At 74.7% G+C, this 15,034-nt stretch carries 15 protein-coding genes and 1 pseudogene; 8 read left to right on the plus strand and 8 right to left on the minus strand.

The window, feature by feature from the left end:
• Positions 1-431 precede the first annotated feature (431 nt).
• On the plus strand, positions 432-1,049 hold the full coding sequence (locus ACWGKU_RS08300; protein WP_401046035.1) for a helix-turn-helix domain-containing protein: 618 nt from the start codon (positions 432-434) through the stop codon (positions 1,047-1,049).
• Positions 1,046-2,413 (plus strand): MFS transporter, encoded by a 1,368-nt coding sequence (locus ACWGKU_RS08305; protein ID WP_452178268.1) that lies wholly within the window; start codon positions 1,046-1,048, stop codon positions 2,411-2,413. The genes ACWGKU_RS08300 and ACWGKU_RS08305 overlap by 4 nt, the downstream gene beginning before the upstream one ends.
• An 18-nt stretch (positions 2,414-2,431) precedes the next feature.
• Here ACWGKU_RS08305 and ACWGKU_RS08310 read toward each other — a convergent pair whose 3' ends face one another.
• On the minus strand, positions 2,432-3,103 hold the full coding sequence (locus ACWGKU_RS08310; RefSeq protein ID WP_452178269.1) for a DUF6629 family protein: 672 nt from the start codon (positions 3,101-3,103) through the stop codon (positions 2,432-2,434).
• A gap of 210 nt (positions 3,104-3,313) precedes the next feature.
• A pseudogene (locus ACWGKU_RS08315) lies at positions 3,314-4,153 on the minus strand (DMT family transporter); the annotation flags it as partial.
• A 268-nt stretch (positions 4,154-4,421) separates the two neighbouring features.
• On the opposite strand from ACWGKU_RS08315, the gene ACWGKU_RS08320 reads away from it, so the two are divergent.
• Positions 4,422-4,685: a dsRBD fold-containing protein gene (locus ACWGKU_RS08320; RefSeq protein ID WP_380546048.1), complete on the plus strand. Its 264-nt coding sequence runs from the start codon at positions 4,422-4,424 to the stop codon at positions 4,683-4,685.
• A 181-nt stretch (positions 4,686-4,866) separates the two neighbouring features.
• On the opposite strand, the gene ACWGKU_RS08325 is transcribed toward ACWGKU_RS08320, so the two are convergent.
• Positions 4,867-5,736 carry an alpha/beta fold hydrolase gene (locus ACWGKU_RS08325; RefSeq protein WP_452178270.1) on the minus strand — a complete coding sequence of 290 codons (870 nt, stop codon included), beginning with the start codon at positions 5,734-5,736 and terminating at the stop codon, positions 4,867-4,869.
• 148 nt (positions 5,737-5,884) lie between these two features.
• On the opposite strand from ACWGKU_RS08325, the gene ACWGKU_RS08330 reads away from it, so the two are divergent.
• Positions 5,885-6,340 carry a MarR family winged helix-turn-helix transcriptional regulator gene (locus ACWGKU_RS08330; RefSeq protein ID WP_401054826.1) on the plus strand — a complete coding sequence of 152 codons (456 nt, stop codon included), beginning with the start codon at positions 5,885-5,887 and terminating at the stop codon, positions 6,338-6,340.
• Between the two features lie 11 nt (positions 6,341-6,351).
• On the opposite strand, the gene ACWGKU_RS08335 is transcribed toward ACWGKU_RS08330, so the two are convergent.
• Positions 6,352-7,278, minus strand: a complete 927-nt coding sequence (locus ACWGKU_RS08335; protein ID WP_401054828.1) for an AEC family transporter — start codon at positions 7,276-7,278, stop codon at positions 6,352-6,354.
• A gap of 285 nt (positions 7,279-7,563) precedes the next feature.
• Between ACWGKU_RS08335 and ACWGKU_RS08340 the strand changes: the two genes are divergently transcribed.
• Complete coding sequence (locus tag ACWGKU_RS08340; RefSeq protein ID WP_401054829.1) at positions 7,564-8,022, plus strand: HD domain-containing protein; 459 nt, start codon at positions 7,564-7,566, stop codon at positions 8,020-8,022.
• Positions 8,023-8,270: 248 nt separating this feature from the next.
• On the opposite strand, the gene ACWGKU_RS08345 is transcribed toward ACWGKU_RS08340, so the two are convergent.
• Together ACWGKU_RS08345 and ACWGKU_RS08350 are read right to left on the minus strand one after the other, a co-directional pair.
• Positions 8,271-8,645: an aggregation-promoting factor C-terminal-like domain-containing protein gene (locus tag ACWGKU_RS08345; protein ID WP_380546041.1), complete on the minus strand. Its 375-nt coding sequence runs from the start codon at positions 8,643-8,645 to the stop codon at positions 8,271-8,273.
• Positions 8,646-9,211: 566 nt separating this feature from the next.
• A complete protein-coding gene (locus ACWGKU_RS08350) occupies positions 9,212-10,756 on the minus strand; it encodes a carboxyl transferase domain-containing protein (protein WP_452178095.1) in 1,545 nt (514 codons plus the stop codon).
• A gap of 278 nt (positions 10,757-11,034) precedes the next feature.
• Here ACWGKU_RS08350 and ACWGKU_RS08355 point away from each other — a divergent pair, with 278 nt between their 5' ends.
• Entirely contained in the window at positions 11,035-11,427 is a 393-nt protein-coding gene (locus tag ACWGKU_RS08355) for a ribonuclease (RefSeq protein ID WP_380356563.1), read from the plus strand.
• A 95-nt stretch (positions 11,428-11,522) separates the two neighbouring features.
• Here ACWGKU_RS08355 and ACWGKU_RS08360 read toward each other — a convergent pair whose 3' ends face one another.
• Entirely contained in the window at positions 11,523-12,341 is an 819-nt protein-coding gene (locus ACWGKU_RS08360; protein ID WP_401050345.1) for an MOSC domain-containing protein, read from the minus strand.
• Between the two features lie 144 nt (positions 12,342-12,485).
• On the opposite strand from ACWGKU_RS08360, the gene ACWGKU_RS08365 reads away from it, so the two are divergent.
• Together ACWGKU_RS08365 and ACWGKU_RS08370 are read left to right on the plus strand one after the other, a co-directional pair.
• A complete protein-coding gene (locus ACWGKU_RS08365; RefSeq protein WP_452178096.1) occupies positions 12,486-13,196 on the plus strand; it encodes a TetR/AcrR family transcriptional regulator in 711 nt (236 codons plus the stop codon).
• 256 nt (positions 13,197-13,452) lie between these two features.
• Positions 13,453-13,980 carry a universal stress protein gene (locus ACWGKU_RS08370; protein WP_401050349.1) on the plus strand — a complete coding sequence of 176 codons (528 nt, stop codon included), beginning with the start codon at positions 13,453-13,455 and terminating at the stop codon, positions 13,978-13,980.
• A gap of 40 nt (positions 13,981-14,020) precedes the next feature.
• Here the strand turns inward: ACWGKU_RS08370 and ACWGKU_RS08375 are convergent, their stop codons facing one another.
• Positions 14,021-14,743 (minus strand): alpha/beta hydrolase family protein, encoded by a 723-nt coding sequence (locus tag ACWGKU_RS08375; protein ID WP_452178097.1) that lies wholly within the window; start codon positions 14,741-14,743, stop codon positions 14,021-14,023.
• Between the last annotated feature and the right edge of the window lie 291 nt (positions 14,744-15,034).

Here is a 15,034-nt window from a genome sequence, read left to right on the forward strand (position 1 = left end):
CGCCAGTGCGCCCGCGCGCCCGGACCCGCTCCGGTGGCCGGTGCCGACCGCGCCGCCGAACGCGCCGACCGCGCCGCCGAACGCGCCGAGCGCCCGGGCCCCCGACGCGACGTAGCTCCAGAGCCTCCCGCGTGCCATCGCCCTGCCCCTCGTGCTCGCCGGCGGCCGTCATCGAATCCGCGGCCGACCGGGACGGGCCGACTACCGGGCCCTTCCTGCCAGCCTGCGCCTCGCCCGCCCGGGTGACAATCCCGCTCCGGGCCGCGGTCCGCTCCGGGGCCCCCGCCGAGCGGCCGGTCGGGCACCCGCCGACCGGCGGGGCCCCGGAGGCGCGGCCTCCTGCGCGTCGAGCAACCGCGAAGACTTCTTCGCAAAAAACCCTTCGCAAAAAAGCCTTTGCAAAGAAGTCTTTGCGGTTCTAGTCTCCTGCCATGACCGAAGAGCGCGGCTGGAAGCACAGCGACGACCCGCACATCGCCATCACCGCCAAGAACATGCGGGCGATGGCGCACCCCGTGCGCATGCAGCTGGTCGGGCTCCTGCGCAAGCACGGCCCGTCGACGGCGACGAGGCTCGCCGCACAGCTGGGGCTGAACTCCGGAGCCACCAGCTACCACCTGCGCCAGCTCGCCGCCGCGGGCTTCGTCGAGGAGGACGAGGAGCGGGGCAACGCCCGCGAGCGCTGGTGGCGTTCGGCCCACCCGCTGACCGTCTGGACGGTGGACGACATGGCGGACGACGACCTCGACACGGCCGCCGGCTTCCTGCGGTCCGTCCTGGCCGCGCACACCCTGACCGCCCAGCGCGCGCTGGACGCCTTCGAGACCATGCCGCGCGAGTGGCGCCGGGTGACGGACCTCAGCGACCGGGTCCTCCAGCTCACCCCCGCCGAGGCCGAGCAGCTTTCCGGCGAGCTGTCCGAGGTGGTCCGGCGCTACCGGCAGATCGACCACGGCGGGCCGGCCCCGGAGGGCACCGAGCAGGTCTCCGTGATCGTCCACGTCCTGCCGGACACGAGCACCACCACGACCGAGGGGGAAACCGCATGACCACCACCGGCACCGGTGCCGCCGCCGACCACGCGCCCGGGCGCAGCTTCCGCCCGCTGGCCGGGGTGCTGGCCGCCACGGTCGTCTCCGTGACCGGCACGCGTGTCTCGGCCATCGCCCTGCCCTGGTTCGTCCTGGCCACCACCGGCAGCGCCACCATGACGGGCCTGGTCGCCTTCGCCGAAATGGCGCCGTACGTGGCGGTCAAGGCACTGACCGGGCCGTTGGTGGACCGGCTCGGGCCGCGCGTGGTGTCCTGGACGACGGACGCGGTCAGCGCCGTCACGGCCGGGCTGGTCCCGCTGCTGCACGTCCGGGGGCTGCTTCCGTTCTGGGCGCTGCTGGTGATGGTCGCGGTGATCGGGGCGATGCGCGGCCCGGGGGACTTGGCCAAGTCCGTCATGGTCCCGGAGGCGGCCGACCACGCCCGGGTGCCGCTGGAGCGCGCCACCGGGCTGTCGGGGGTCACCGAGCGGCTGGCCTCCACCATCGGTCCGGCGGTCGGCGGCGGGCTGGTCGCCCTGATCGGGCCGCTGGCCGGGCTGGCGGTCAACGCGGTCACCTTCGCGCTCGGGTCGCTGATCATCGCGGTCGCGCTCCCGCGCGGCATGGGGCGCCCGGCGGTGCCCGCCGTGGCAGCCGTGGCAGCCGAACCCTCGGCGGAGGAGCAGCCCGCGGGCTACTGGCGGATGTTCCGCGAGGGCTTCACCTTCCTGCGCTCGGAGCCGCTGCTGCTCACCGTGATCGTGATGATCGGCATCACCAACCTGATCGACGCCGGGTTCACCACCGTCCTCGTCCCGGTCTGGGCGCGCGAGTCCGGCAACGGTCCGGCCGCCATCGGCCTGGCCGCGGCCGTCATGGGCGCCACCGCGGTCGTCGGCAGCCTGATAGCGGCGGCCGTCGCCTCCCGGCTGCCCCGCCGGACGGTGTTCTTCGCCGGCTTCCTGCTGTGCGGCGCGCCGCGCTTCCTGGTGCTCGCCCTGGACGCGCCGATGTGGCTGGTGCTCACGGTCTTCGCGATCGGCGGCTTCGGCGCCGGCTTCCTCAACCCGATCCTCGGCGCGGTCCTCTTCGAACGGGTGCCCCGCCACCTGCTGGGCCGCGTCCACGCCCTCGGCGACTCCCTCTCCTGGGCCGGCATCCCGCTCGGTGGGCTGGTCGCCGGTGCGGCGGTCGCGACGGTCGGGCTGATACCCGGCCTGATCGCCGGCGGAGCCCTCTACTTCGCGACCACGACCCTGGCCGGGCTGCGCCCCGAATGGCGCGAGATGGACCGTTTCCGAGGGCACGCGGGCAGCGCGGTCCAGGCGGGCGGTGCGGCCGACGCGGCCGACGACTCGGAACCGGCGCACTGCGCTTAGCCGCCCCCAGGGCACGCCCTATCGGGCCCGGTCTTCGACAGGGGCTGGCCCGCCCGCCGGTCGGTGGCCCGCCCACTGGAGCAGCAGCAGGCTGGTCAGCGCGGCGAGGGCACACCACGTGGAGACGAAGGCGAGGTGCCAGAGCAGGGCGCAGGCGACGGCGCCCGCGCCGGTGAGGAGACCGAGACGGCGGAGCAGCCGGTCGCCGCTTGCCAGCAGGGAGCCGACGGTGACGAGGAGGTAGCCGGCCAGCAGGAGAGCCGGGTACGGGATGCCCACCGCATAGCCGAGGGTGTGGCCGTGCACGGTTGCCCCCACCGGGTGGGAGCCGATGGCCACGGCCGGCGGAACGGCGACCGCCGCACCGAGCAGGGTGAGCGCGGCGAGCAGCCGTCGGCGCGGGCCGTCGGTCGCGCACCACACGGCGGCGGGGACCAGGACGGGCAGCAGCGGCAGGGCGACCACCGCCCAGGCGGTGCGGGCCGCTCCGGCGAGGCCGTCCGGCAGCCCGCCGTCGGTGCCGAGCCAGACCAGCGCCTCGATCAGCTGGTGCACGCCCAGGACCAGGGGGAGTGCGGCGAGCGGCAAGCGCTCGGGCCGGCCGGCCCGGTGGGCGCGGACCAGGCACGCCACCCCCGCGACCGCGACCAGCCCACCGGCCACGGCGTCCGCCTGCGCACTCCAGCACATCGGGGCCTAACCGGTGCTCCCGGGGCGGTCGTGCTCCGCGGACCCGCCCGTCGGTTCGTCCTCCGGATCGTCGTCCGGATTGCCCTTCGGCTCGTCGTCCGGTCGGTCTTCCGGCCCGCCCCCGGACTTCTGCTCCGCCCCGCCCTCCCGCGGCTCCGCTCCGTCCTCCGGCGGTGCCCCGATGCTCTCCAGGGTGTCGCGGACGGTCCCGGGCATCGCCGGATGGCGGCCGATCACGATCACCCCGATCACGATCGCGACCAGCCCGGCCGCCTGCCAGGCCAGCGCCGCCGGGGTCACCCGCAGCCGGTCGCCGAGGAACCCGACCGCGCAGGCGATCCCGGCCACCGGCTGGGCGGCGGTCAGCGCCGGCAGGGACATCCGCAGCGGCGCCGCCTCGAAGGCGCTCTGCACCAGCAGCAGCCCGACCACGCCCGCCACCACCACCGCGTACGGTTGCCAACTGCGCAGCACCGCGGACAGGCCCTCGTGGTCGAGGCGCTGGGTGGTGGTCCGGGTCAGCGCGTCCTGGAGGCCGTAGAGCAGCCCGGCGGCGAGCGCCAGCAGGGTCGCCTCCTCGAACAGCGGCAGCCGCCGGGCCAGCGAGACCAGCAGCACGACCAGCCCGACCACGGTGCCGACCACCAGCCAGTGCCGCAGCTCCCCGGCGGGCGCCCCGCCGCCGGTCGGTTGCCCGGCCACGATGAAGGCCGTCACCCCGAGGGCCAGCAGCAGCACCCCGGCCCAGCCGGAACGGCCCAGGGTCTGACGGGTCAACACCCGGGCCAGTGCCATGGCGAAGATCAGATTGGTGGCCAGCAGCGGTTCGACCAGCGACACCTCGCCCTGGTTGAGGGCGAACGCCGAGAGGATCAGCCCGCTGACCATGAACCCGGTGCCGAGCAGCCACTGCGGCATCCGCATCAGGTCCAGCAGCAGCCGCCAGCGCAGCAGATCGGAGCGAGGGGCTTGCTGCGCCGCGTGCTGCTGGAGGACGAAGCCGAGCCCCAGACAGCAGGCCGCACTGAGAGCGAGGAGGAAGACCGCCACGGAGGGACCACCAGGTTGTCGCTGCCCGCGCCGCGCCGACGGCTCCGAGAGGTGGGTCGGAGGTCGCGGCCGCTCCCGCCAGCCTACCGCCGGGCCGGTGCCCGGGCCGGGCGCACGACACGCGCGCGGCGCGGTGGGCACCGGGCCGTCCGGCAGCGCTTGCCGCCACCGGCGGGGCAGGCGCACGCTGGTGTGAGCGGCCGCCACGGGTCACCGTCCGTGCCGGTCCGGACAGGCGCGACGGGGGGCCGGCGCCAGGAGGTGTGGCATGCACAACCAGTGGGACGTGGAGCTCAGCTTCGAGGAAGACGGCGTGCACACGGCGTGCGAGGCCAGGCTGACCGGCGCCAGGGCGCCAGGCCTGAGCGCGCACGGCGAATCCGTGAAAAGCGCGGACGACCGTCCGCTCGCCAGGATCGGCGAGGAGGTCGCGGCCGCCCGGGCCCTGGAGGACCTGTCCCGCAAGCTGCGGGCCCAGGCCACCGGGGAGATCGACGACGAAGGGCACCGCCCGGGGTACCTGATCTACTGAGCCCACCGGCAGCCGAACCCCCGTAGGTCACGGGACTTACGCGAAGTCCCTCGCACGTCCGAACCCGGCAGCACCAGAAGTCGGGTGGGCCGACTTTTCGCGCGGGTTGGGTGTGGCGCCTGCCTCGGGGCGGTTTCGGTGCAGGGGGCGGGGCGACTACTCGTGGGGTGGGTGGGGGTGGTCAGGTTTGGTGGGTGGGGGTGAGGAAGGTGGTGAGGCGGGGGTTGAGGTCCTGGGCGGCGGCCATGGGGAGGTTGTGGTGCGAGACGCCCGGGAGGATGGCGACCTCTGCTCCGGGGAGGGTGCGGCGGGCGGTCCGGGCGATGCGGTGGGGGTCGTGGGTGCGGCTGTGGGCGGCGAGGAGGGTGAGGACGGGGGCGGTGAGGGTGCGGAGGCGTTCGGGGGAGGGGCGGGGGCCGGTCACGACGGGGGAGGCGGGGAAGTCGGCGTAGCCGAGGGCGTAGAGCTCGCGCCAGGCGGGGTCGAGGGGCGGGGTGTCGCGGGTCTCCCAGTCGAGGTAGGAGCGGGCGCGGGCCGGGGTGCGGTGGGGCAGGAAGAGGGGGAGGGCGCGCAGCAGGTAGCCGGGGCGGAAGCCGGCGAAGCACTGGGTGGGGTCGAGCAGGGCGAGCCTGTCGACCCGGGCGGGGGCGTGCAGGGCGTACTCCAGGGCGATCCAGCCGCCGTACGAGTGGCCGCAGAGGTCGGCCCGCGGGACGTCGAGTCCGTCGAGGACGGCGTCCAGCCAGCCGAGCAGGCCGGGGACGCCGTCGAGGGCGGCGCCGTCGTGGATGCTGCGGCCGGGGTCTCCGATGAGGTCGACGGCGAGGACGCGGTGTCCGGCCTCGGCCCAGGCGCCGGCATTGGCGAACCACATGGTGGAGGTGGCGCCGCCGCCGTGGAGCAGGACGAGCGGGTGGCCGTCGGCGGGGCCGCAGGCGTTGATCCGGGTGGTGCCGTGGGCGGTGCGGACGGTGAGTGCCTCGACCGGGACGGGCCAGCGGGCGAGCAGGGCGTCGTAGGCGGCGAGGAAGGGGGCGGTGCGGGCGGACATGGGGCCTCCGCGGGTGTGGTGTGATGGCGGCCGGGTCGGCTGAACCACTCGCCGAACACGTATCGCGCTGAACAAGCATCTCGCTGAGCAATTATCTCGCTGAGCGAGAGAATAGTCGCACATGCCCTCCCCGAGGAAGGACGACAGGGTGTCCGAGGTTGCCGAGCCGATGCGGCTGGTCCATCTGCTGCGTGGCCTGACGGTCGAACTCGACCTGTTCGGAGCCGAGTTCGCGGCCCGCAACGGTCTGCACCCGACCGATCTGCGGGCGCTGATCCACCTGCTGGACGCGGCCAGGGCCGAGGAGGTCGTCACCCCGGGCCGGCTCGGCGAGGCGCTGGGGCTGAACTCGGCGGGTACCACCGGCCTGGTGGACCGGCTGGAGCGGCTCGGGCTGATCCGGCGCGAGCGCGACCCGCAGGACCGGCGCCGGGTGCGGCTGCTGGTGGAGGAGCGGGCGATGGAGCTGGGGGAGGGCTTCTTCGGCGGGCTGATCGGCGACCTGGTCGCGGCGATGCGGCGGTTCGAGCCGGGGGAGCTGGACACGGCCCGGCGCTTCCTGGCGGCCGTGACCGAGGTGGTGTCGGCCGCCAGGGAGAGGTGAGCGGGCCGGAACTACGCGGGGCCGAGGGTCCAGCTGATCACCGACAGCGTCGCCATCGACAGGAGCGTCGACCAGAGCACCGCGTCCCGGGCGAGGGCGGTGCCCCGCTGGTACTCGCGGGCGTAGGTGTACACGTTCTGCGCGGTGGGCAGCGCCGAGAACAGCACCACGGTGAGGAGCTGGTGGGTGGGCAGGTGGAGCAGCGGGCCGGCCACGGCGAGTGCGACCAGCGGCTGGACCAGGGTCTTGAGCACGACGATCAGCCCGACCTCGGTGCGGCGCGGACGGCCGTCCGCCGGTGGGCGGTTGTGCAGCGAGAGTCCGAGGGTGATCAGCGCGGTGGGGACGCCGGCGCCGCCGAGCAGTTCGCAGGAACGATTCAGCTCGGCAGGCAGGTGCACGCCGGTCGCCGAGACGACCGCGCCCAGCGCGGTGGCCAGCAGGATCGGGTTGCGGACGGGCAGGGTGAGCAGCGCCCGGCGGCCGGCCGCGCCACCGTCCAGGACGGCCAGGACGGCGGGGGTGACCACCAGGATCTGGAACAGCACCACGGGCGCCACGAAAGAGGCGTCGCCGAGGACCTGCATGGTCACCGGGATGCCGAGGTTGGCCGAGTTGACGTAGCCGGAGGCCATCGCGCCGATGGCCAGTTCGCCGGGCTTGCGGTGGAACAGCAGCCGCCCGGCGAGCAGCCCGAGGCCGATCGCGACCGCGGTGCCCGCAGTGAAGGCGAGCATCGAGGCGTTGGCGAAGCGGTCCAGCGGGGTGCGGGCGATCATCAGGAACAGCGCGGCCGGCATCGCCACGTGGAAGACGAACCGGTTGAGCACCGTCTCGGCGTGCGGCCCGAGCAGTCCGGCGCGGCCGACGACGTAGCCGACGCCGGTGAGCGCCCAGATCGGCGCGAAGGCGGACAGCAGGGGATGCAGGGCTGGCATGGTTCCTCGGATCGCTCGGACGGGTCTGCCGGTGCGACGGGGATGTCCCGTCGGGGGCGCCGACTTCCGAGCGCGGTGACCCCCCGAAGCCCATGAACCCCCGGGGCAGTAAACCAGTGGCCGCGGGCGCGGCGATCAGTGGGTCTGTCGCGAGCACGCCAGCAGGACCGGCTGTCCGGGACGGTGTCGGCCGGCAGGGGCGGGGCCGAGGGCCCGGCGCCCGGCCGATCGCCCGGGCGCCGAGAGACCGAGGCCCGGCCGATCGCCCGGGCCTACGATGGCCCGATGGAGGACCAGTACCTGAGCCTGTCCGAGGTGGAGGCGATCGCGCGCCGGGCCCACCAGGGGCAGGTGGACAAGAACGGCCACCCGTACGGAGACCACATCGCGGCGGTCGCCCGGGGGACGGCGGCGCGCGGCGGCAGTGCGGCGCAGATCGCGGCGGGTTGGCTGCACGACACCGTCGAGGACGACCGGCTGAGCCGGGAGTGGCTGGCCGGGGCCGCGCTGCCGGAAGAGACCAAGGCGATCGTGGACGCGCTCACCCGGCGCCCGGACGAGCCGGTCGAGGAGTACACCGCGCGCATCCTGGCCACGCCGGGCGCGCTGCTGGTCAAGCGCGCGGACCTGGCGCACAACTCCGATCCGGCCCGCCTCGCCACCCTGGACCCGGCGACCGCCGAGCGGCTGGCCGCCAAGTACGCGCGGATGCGCGAGCTGCTCGGGCTCACCGGCGGGCTGTAGCCCGCACGCCGTGAGCCCGCGGCCGCGAAGCCCGCACGCGGGGTCCACGCGCCGTGGCGCCCACGCCGTGGCCCGGGCGGGCGCGGTCCACGGGCCGGGCCGCCGCCGGAGAACCAGGAGAGGGCCCGGACCACGCGGGTCGCGCGGGTCCGGGCCCTCTCGGGCACCCCGGTGGTCCCTGTCCGACCCCCGGGGTGAGGGGGAGTGGTCAGGTGACGGGCGGTGGTCGGTGGGCCGACGGGGTCGGCTTAGTACCAGTGGTGGGTCTGCCAGAAGTTCCAGGCGGCGTTCGGGCTGCCGTAGCGGGTGTTCATGTAGTCCAGCGCCCACTTGATCTGGGTGGTCGGGTTGGTCTTCCAGTCCGAGCCGTGCGAGGCCATCTTGGAGCCCGGCAGCGCCTGGGCCAGGCCGTACGCGCCCGAGCTCGGGTTGGTCGCGGTCACGTTCCAGCTGGACTCGTGGGCGATGATCTGGCTGAAGGACGCCAGCTGGTTGGCCGGGACGATCTGGGCGGCGATGGCCTGCGGGGAGGCGGTGGCGGCGTTCGCGGTGGCGGGCAGGACACCCGCGCCCAGGGCGGTCAGACCGGCGGCGCCGGCGAGAATCGCGGCGGAAGTGCGCATGCGGAGCTTGAAAGCGGGCATGAAGAACAGGACCTCAATCGGGTTGGGCCGGTCGCTCCCCGCCCAGGACCACGGCCGGACAAGGGCCGAACGGTTGCGGGGTGCGACGCGATCAGGAAGCCGTTCACCGGTGGGACAGGAGCCGGTGCGGCTGGCGATGGAAGCCATTGTTGCCAGACCGGATCGGCCGTCGCCAAGACCCGCTCGGTACGACCCGCGGTCGTACGGAACGGGACGCCGTGGATTCGAAGGGCCGGTCGCGCGAAGCCTGCCGACCGGTGCTGAGCTGCGGGAACGCGGGGAGCGTCGGAGTGGCGCGGGGGCCGCCGGGGTGTCCACTACCGTCCGTCGTAGTCGTTGATCACGTGTGAGCGCACTCACCGTTCGGGGCTCGGGGGGCGTCACTCGCCGGTCCGGAGGACGCACGGTGGGTGCAGATGATCAACGCTGCCGTGAGACCGGGGCCACACCGTGGTGCTGAGACCGGCGCCACACCGCCCCGGCCATGCCGATGCCGGTGTCACACGGTCGCGGCGGGACCGGAGCCAAGCCGCCGTGGTGGACGGCTAGCGCAGGTCGCCCAGTCGCCGGTGCCGGGCGGCCCGGGCCGCGAGCCGGTCCGTTTCGGCGGCGGCCGCCAGGGCGCCGAGCGCCGCGCCGACCGCCTGCCCGAGCCGGGCGCAGAAGGCCTCCGGCTCCTCGGCGGCGTCCGGCAGCTCCGGAACCACCTCGTCGACCAGCCCGACCTCGGCCAGGTGGCGCGCCCCGATCCCCTGGGAGCGGGCCAGCTCGGCGGCGTGCGAGCCGTCCCGGTGGACGATCGCCGAGGCGCCCTCCGGCGGGAGTGGTGCCAGCCAGGCGTGCTCGGCGGCGATCACCCGGTCCGCCGGGAGCAGCGCGAGCGCGCCGCCGCCCGAGCCCTGGCCGAGCAGTACGGCCAGGACGGGCGTGCGCAGCGCGAGCAGGGTGGTGAGGCAGTGGGCGATCTCCACCGCGATGCCGTCCAGCTCGGCCCGCGCCGACAGCTCGGCGCCGGCCGTGTCCACCACGGTGACCAGTGGCAGCCCGAGCTGTTCGGCCAGGCGCGCGGTGCGCCGTACGGCCCGCAGGTCGGCGGTGGTGAAGGGGCGCTCGTGCTCGGGGGTCTGCCGCTGCTGGCCGACGACCAGCACGGGCCGCCCGCCGAGCACGGCCAGTGCCCGGACCAGCGCGCCGCCGCGCCCGCCGGGGGCGTCGAGCAGCACCAGCTCCTCGGTGGTGTGCCGCAGCAGTTCGCGGGCGCCCGGGCGGTCGGGGCGACGGGTGCGGCGGACGGAGTCCCAGGCGTCCGGGTGTCCGGGGGCGTCCGGGTCGGACTCGGGCGTGGGATCGGGAGTGGGCGTGGGAGCGGGCGCGGACTCGGGGCCGGGGGAAGGGGCCGGCGGTGCGGCGGCGAGCACGGTCAGCGCGCGGCGGAGCAGTTCGCGCAGCTCCTGCGGCGGCACGACGGCGTCCACCAGCCCCTGGCCGGCGAGCGTCTCGGCCCGCTGGACGTTCGGCGGCAGCTCCACGCCGCGCAGTTCCTCGTACACCCGCGGGCCGAGGAAGCCGAGCCGGGCGCCCGGCTCGGCGAGGACCAGCTGCCCGAGCGTGCCCCAGGAGGCGAAGACCCCGCCCATGGTGGGGTTGCGCAGATAGGTGACATAGGGGAGGCCGGCGGCGCGGTGCGCCTGGACGGCGGCGGTGATCCGCAGCATGCAGAGGAAGGCCGCCGACCCCTCCTGCATCCGCGTCCCGCCGGAGACCGGCAGGGCGAGCAGCGGCAGCCGCTCGTCGGTGGCGCGTTCGACGGCGCGGGTGATCCGCTCGGCGGTGGCGACGCCGATCGAGCCGCCGAGGAAGCCGAACTCGGAGGCGATGAGGGCGACCGGCCGGCCGCCGATCAGGCCGAGGCCGGTGAGGACGGCCTCGTCCAGGCCGGTGCGCTCACGGGCGCGGTCGAGCGAGGCGCGGTAGCCGGGGTCGGCCCGGTCGGCGGCAGGCGGCTCGTCCCAGCCGCGGAAGCCGTCGGGGTCGACCAGCAGTCCGATCAGCTGGTGGGCCGTCAGTGCCGTGCCCGAGCCCGTACCCATGCCCACCCCGTCAGAGATCGTTCCGGCCTTGCCGTGATCCGCCGCGCTACGGGCACTCTATGCGGCGCGGTCCGGGCGGGACAGCTCCGACTTGAGTTCGATGACGGTCGACCCTTGTGTCGGCCGGGCGGTTCGTGGGCGTCGTGCGGGCGGCTCCGGGGCGGGGTGCGGTGGTCGGCGTACGGCTCAAGTCTCCGCAGGTAAAGGGGGGTTACTCACTGGTTAATAGTTTTTCCGAAGGCTTCCAGAGTTGACGGCGTCCCGCCACACTGAGGGGCATGACTCGCACTCTACGCGCGTGGAAGTCCCGCGCCGCCGCCGTCACCGCCGTCGCCCTGATGACCCTCGCCCCGGTCGCCGTCGCCACCGACGCGCACGCCGACGTGAGCGGAACGGTCTGCCTCTCCGCCCTCCCGTCGCAGGCCGCCGACACCCTCGACCTGATCGCCTCCGGTGGCCCCTTCCCCTACTCCCAGGACGGTGTGGTCTTCCAGAACCGGGAGGGCGTCCTGCCCGGTGAGTCCTACGGCTACTACCACGAGTACACCGTCATCACCCCGGGCTCCCCGACCCGCGGCGCCCGCCGGATCGTGACCGGCCGGTCCTACCAGGAGGACTACTACACCGGCGACCACTACGCGACGTTCTCCCTGATCGACCAGACCTGCTGAACCACCACTGACCGACCGTCCCGGAACGCTTCCGGCACGACGGTGGCCCCGGCCCGCTTCCCCGCCGGGGTCACCGCCCTGCGGCAGCGCCGGGCTCAGAGCTCGGACGGCCCCCAGGCGCCCACCGTCAGTTCGTCCCCCACCCGCAGCGTGCCGGGTCGCAGCACCGCGAACTTGCTGCCGAACGCCACCCCGCCCGCAGCCGCCCGGCGGTACCGGGCCAGGGTGCGCAGCGGCTCCGGCCCCGCCTTGGTGCCGCTGGACTGGTCCAGCGTCGTCACCGCGCAGCGGATCGCCAGCTTGGCGTAGCCCAGTTCGGCCCCGCCCACCTCGATCCTGCGGGCCAGGTCCTCGGTGTGCGGTTCGGTCCAGCCGTCCACCACCACGTTCGCGCGGAACCGGTCCATGGGCACCGGCCGAGCGTCGGAGAGCTCGTTGAAGTGCTCCAGCGAGGAGTGCGACACCAGGAGCACGGCGCAACTGTCCGCATAGCCCGAGGTGCCCGGGGTCAGTCCGGTGGTCACCCGGTCGTGCTCCGGCGGTACCCGGACCAGCCGGCCGCGCGAGCCCAGCACCTCGGACAGCCAGTCGGCGGCCTCCTCGCCCTGATCGATGCCGAGGAACGGCACATCGAACATCCGCACCTCGCGGCGCGGGCCCTCGGTGTCCACCGTCACCGACACCGGCTCCATGCCGGCGGCGGTCAGCGTCAGTGAGCGGCCGTCCCGCGTCACCGCCGGGCGGACGGTGGCCAGGACCGGGTCCCGGCGCTGGGAGCGGAACACGCCCTCCTCGTCCACCACCATGAACTCCCGGTCATGGGCCAGCCCGGCCCGGGTGAGCTCCGCCTGCGCGGCCGTCACCCCGGCGCAGCCCTTGACCGGGTAGTACCGCAGCTCCGTCACCGTGGCCATCGCTTGGTCGCCCCCTTCGTGCAGGCGTACCGTTCTGCGCCTGCGTCCCGTCCATCTCGTCGACCCCACAGGGTAGTTGAGCCGCTCGGCGGGGCTGGTGGGTGGTGCCCGGTGGGCGAGCCCGGCGCTTGCTAGGGTCGGGGCATGGCACCACCGAGCAGCGCGAACCCCCCGGGGCGGCTCCGGCGGGACGCACAGCGCAACCGTGACCAGCTGCTCGCCGCCGCCCGCGACATGTTCTCCCGGCACGGCCTGAACGTGCCGCTGGACCAGATCGCCAAGGAGGCCGGCGTCGGCAACGCCACCCTCTACCGGCACTTCCCGACCCGCGAGGCGCTGATCGCCGAGGTGTTCGAGGACGCCGGGGGCGGTCTGGCCGCCGCGGGCGAGGAGGCGCTCGCCGCCGACGACGCCTGGAGCGGCCTCGAACGGTACTTCGGGCGGATCTTCGAGCTGGTCGCCGCCGACCGGGGCATCAACGACCTGGTCACCCAGGCCATCCCGGCCATCCCCGGAATGATCGAGATCAGCCGCCGGCACGCCGCCACCGTCGGCGTCCTGATCGCCCGCGCCCAGGAGCAGGGCACCATGCGCCGCGACGTGGTCACCATGGACCTGCTCTTCCTCCTCGGCCCGCTCTGCCGTGCCCTGCCCGCCGCCACCGAGCTGCGCCCCGACCTCTGGCGCCGCTACCTCGCCCTCCTGCTCGACGGCTTCCGCGCCCGGGCCGCCCACCCGCTGCCGGTCCCGCCGATCGGGGAGGAGCACCTGGACCGGATGTTCGCGGACCTCTGGGAGGCGGAGTCGCCGGAGCAACCGGAGCAACCGGAGCGGCCGGAGTCGCCGGAGCGCTGAGCGCGCCTCGCCCGCGCGGCGTCAGGGACGCGTACGGAACGGCGGGCTCCACGTCAGAGCCGCGTCAACGGGCCGGTGCCGTACGGGCGCGGACCGCTTTGCTGGGGTGAAATCGGCGCGGTTCGGCGCGGTCCGGCGCAGCACGGGCCAGGGCGGTCCGGTGCGCGGGCACTCGGGCACCTTGGCACCCGGGCAGCTTGGCACCCTGGCACCAGGGCATCCGCGCGCGGCCGGACGGAGAGGCAGGGGCGGAGCCATGGCGGACAGTGGTACCGACGAGGGCCGGATCGTGGTCGGCATCAGCGGCTCGCTCGGCAGCCTCGCCGCGCTGCACCACGCGGTGGCCGAGGCCCGCCGGACGGACGTCGAGGTGCTCGCGGTGCTCTGCTGGACCCCGCCCGGCGACGAACTCGGCTACCGCCGGACCCCGTGCCCGCCGGTGATCGAGGCCGGCCGCGACGCCGCCGTGGCCCGGCTGCGGCAGGCCCTCGACGAGGCCTTCGCCGGACGCTACGCGGGTGTCCGCCTGCGCTGCCAGACCGTTCGCGGGGACACCGGCCACACGCTGGTGCGGTGCGCCGACCGGCCCGGGGACCTGCTCGTCCTCGGCGCCGGCCGGGAGCGCGGCCGCCTCGCCCGGCTGGTGCACCCCTCGGTCACCGCCTACTGCGTGCGGCACGCAACCTGCCCGGTCCTGGCCGTCCCGCGCCCACCGCTGCAGCGCGACCTGGAGGCGCTGGAACGCGGCCGCGGACTGCGGGAGCCGGCGGCGGGGAACGGCTAGCGACCCGCATGGCCCCGCGGGCGGGAGCCCGAGGACGGGCCTACGACAGCCCGGCCGCCTCGGCGAGGACGGCGGCGGTCCGTCGGCCGGCGGCCAGGGTGGCGGCATCGGTGGCCGGGAGGCAGCGGCGGGCCTCGGGACGGTAGGCGGTCATCACCACGCCGGCGTGGTCGGTGGGGAGTTCGAGGGTCCGTACCGCCGACATCTGCTTTGTCAGAGCAGCGCTCAACTGCCGGGTGTGCTCGACGTCCACGATCTCGTCCGCCGTGCCGTGGACCAGCCGGAGCGGGACGGGGGAGGGGGTGGCCGCCAGGTGGTCGAGCGGGGCCTCGCCGGTGGTGACGGCCCTGGTCGAGTAGTGGGAGGCGATGCCGACCCCGGCGGCGGGGCGCAGTTCGGCGGGGGTGTCGGGATGGGTGGCCACCGCGATCGCCTCGCGGCCGCCCATCGACCAGCCGGCCAGGACGAGGCGCGTCGGGTCCCCGCCGTACTCGGTGGCGATCGGGCGGGCCCGGGCCAGCGAGGCGAGCAGTTCGGCACTGCCGCCGTCCGGCTGCGTGGCGTCCCAGTCCGGGACGAGCACCAGCAGCCCCAGCCCGGCGGCCTCCTGAGCCAATGGCCGCAGCACATCGCGCTCGTTCGGGCCGTTGCCGTGCCAGAGCAGCACGACGGGGGCCGGCCCGGTGACGCCGGAGGCCGGAAGGTGGATGTCCGTCAGTCGTCCGGCGGTGTACGGAACCGTCCGGAGTCGAGCGTTCGTCATCCGGGATTTCCCTCCGATTCGTTGAATGATCACGGAGCTGGTACTGTACTTCTCGTTGCGAGGGAGCGATTCCTCCTCAGGCGTCAGTGGTGCTACCAGAGCACGTCCTACTTTCAGTAGGAAGAGTCCGTGCGACCCGGGCCTGGCGCTCCGAATCGGACAGGGTCCGGTGCCGTGGAAACGGCGCCGGGCCCTGTCCGCGTTTCCGGGGGCAGGACACCGGCCGGGCAACGGCCTGACAGCGGCCTGACAGCGGCCGGGCAGCGGCCGGGCAAGGGCCGGCAGCGGCCC

It is taken from the genome of Kitasatospora sp. NPDC054768 (assembly GCF_053612025.1).

What these genes read in the sequence shown, in the direction of transcription:
- ACWGKU_RS08340 (WP_401054829.1), top strand. Translation starts at nt 7,564, where the DNA reads ATGGAGGACCAGTACCTGAGCCTGTCCGAGGTGGAGGCGATCGCGCGC.
- ACWGKU_RS08300 (WP_401046035.1), top strand. Translation starts at nt 432, where the DNA reads ATGACCGAAGAGCGCGGCTGGAAGCACAGCGACGACCCGCACATCGCC.
- ACWGKU_RS08360 (WP_401050345.1), bottom strand. Translation starts at nt 12,341, where the DNA reads ATGGCCACGGTGACGGAGCTGCGGTACTACCCGGTCAAGGGCTGCGCC.
- ACWGKU_RS08370 (WP_401050349.1), top strand. Translation starts at nt 13,453, where the DNA reads ATGGCGGACAGTGGTACCGACGAGGGCCGGATCGTGGTCGGCATCAGC.
- ACWGKU_RS08355 (WP_380356563.1), top strand. Translation starts at nt 11,035, where the DNA reads ATGACTCGCACTCTACGCGCGTGGAAGTCCCGCGCCGCCGCCGTCACC.
- ACWGKU_RS08335 (WP_401054828.1), bottom strand. Translation starts at nt 7,278, where the DNA reads ATGCCAGCCCTGCATCCCCTGCTGTCCGCCTTCGCGCCGATCTGGGCG.
- ACWGKU_RS08305 (WP_452178268.1), top strand. Translation starts at nt 1,046, where the DNA reads ATGACCACCACCGGCACCGGTGCCGCCGCCGACCACGCGCCCGGGCGC.
- ACWGKU_RS08365 (WP_452178096.1), top strand. Translation starts at nt 12,486, where the DNA reads ATGGCACCACCGAGCAGCGCGAACCCCCCGGGGCGGCTCCGGCGGGAC.
- ACWGKU_RS08310 (WP_452178269.1), bottom strand. Translation starts at nt 3,103, where the DNA reads ATGTGCTGGAGTGCGCAGGCGGACGCCGTGGCCGGTGGGCTGGTCGCG.
- ACWGKU_RS08350 (WP_452178095.1), bottom strand. Translation starts at nt 10,756, where the DNA reads ATGGGTACGGGCTCGGGCACGGCACTGACGGCCCACCAGCTGATCGGA.
- ACWGKU_RS08345 (WP_380546041.1), bottom strand. Translation starts at nt 8,645, where the DNA reads ATGCGCACTTCCGCCGCGATTCTCGCCGGCGCCGCCGGTCTGACCGCC.
- ACWGKU_RS08320 (WP_380546048.1), top strand. Translation starts at nt 4,422, where the DNA reads ATGCACAACCAGTGGGACGTGGAGCTCAGCTTCGAGGAAGACGGCGTG.
- ACWGKU_RS08375 (WP_452178097.1), bottom strand. Translation starts at nt 14,743, where the DNA reads ATGACGAACGCTCGACTCCGGACGGTTCCGTACACCGCCGGACGACTG.
- ACWGKU_RS08325 (WP_452178270.1), bottom strand. Translation starts at nt 5,736, where the DNA reads ATGTCCGCCCGCACCGCCCCCTTCCTCGCCGCCTACGACGCCCTGCTC.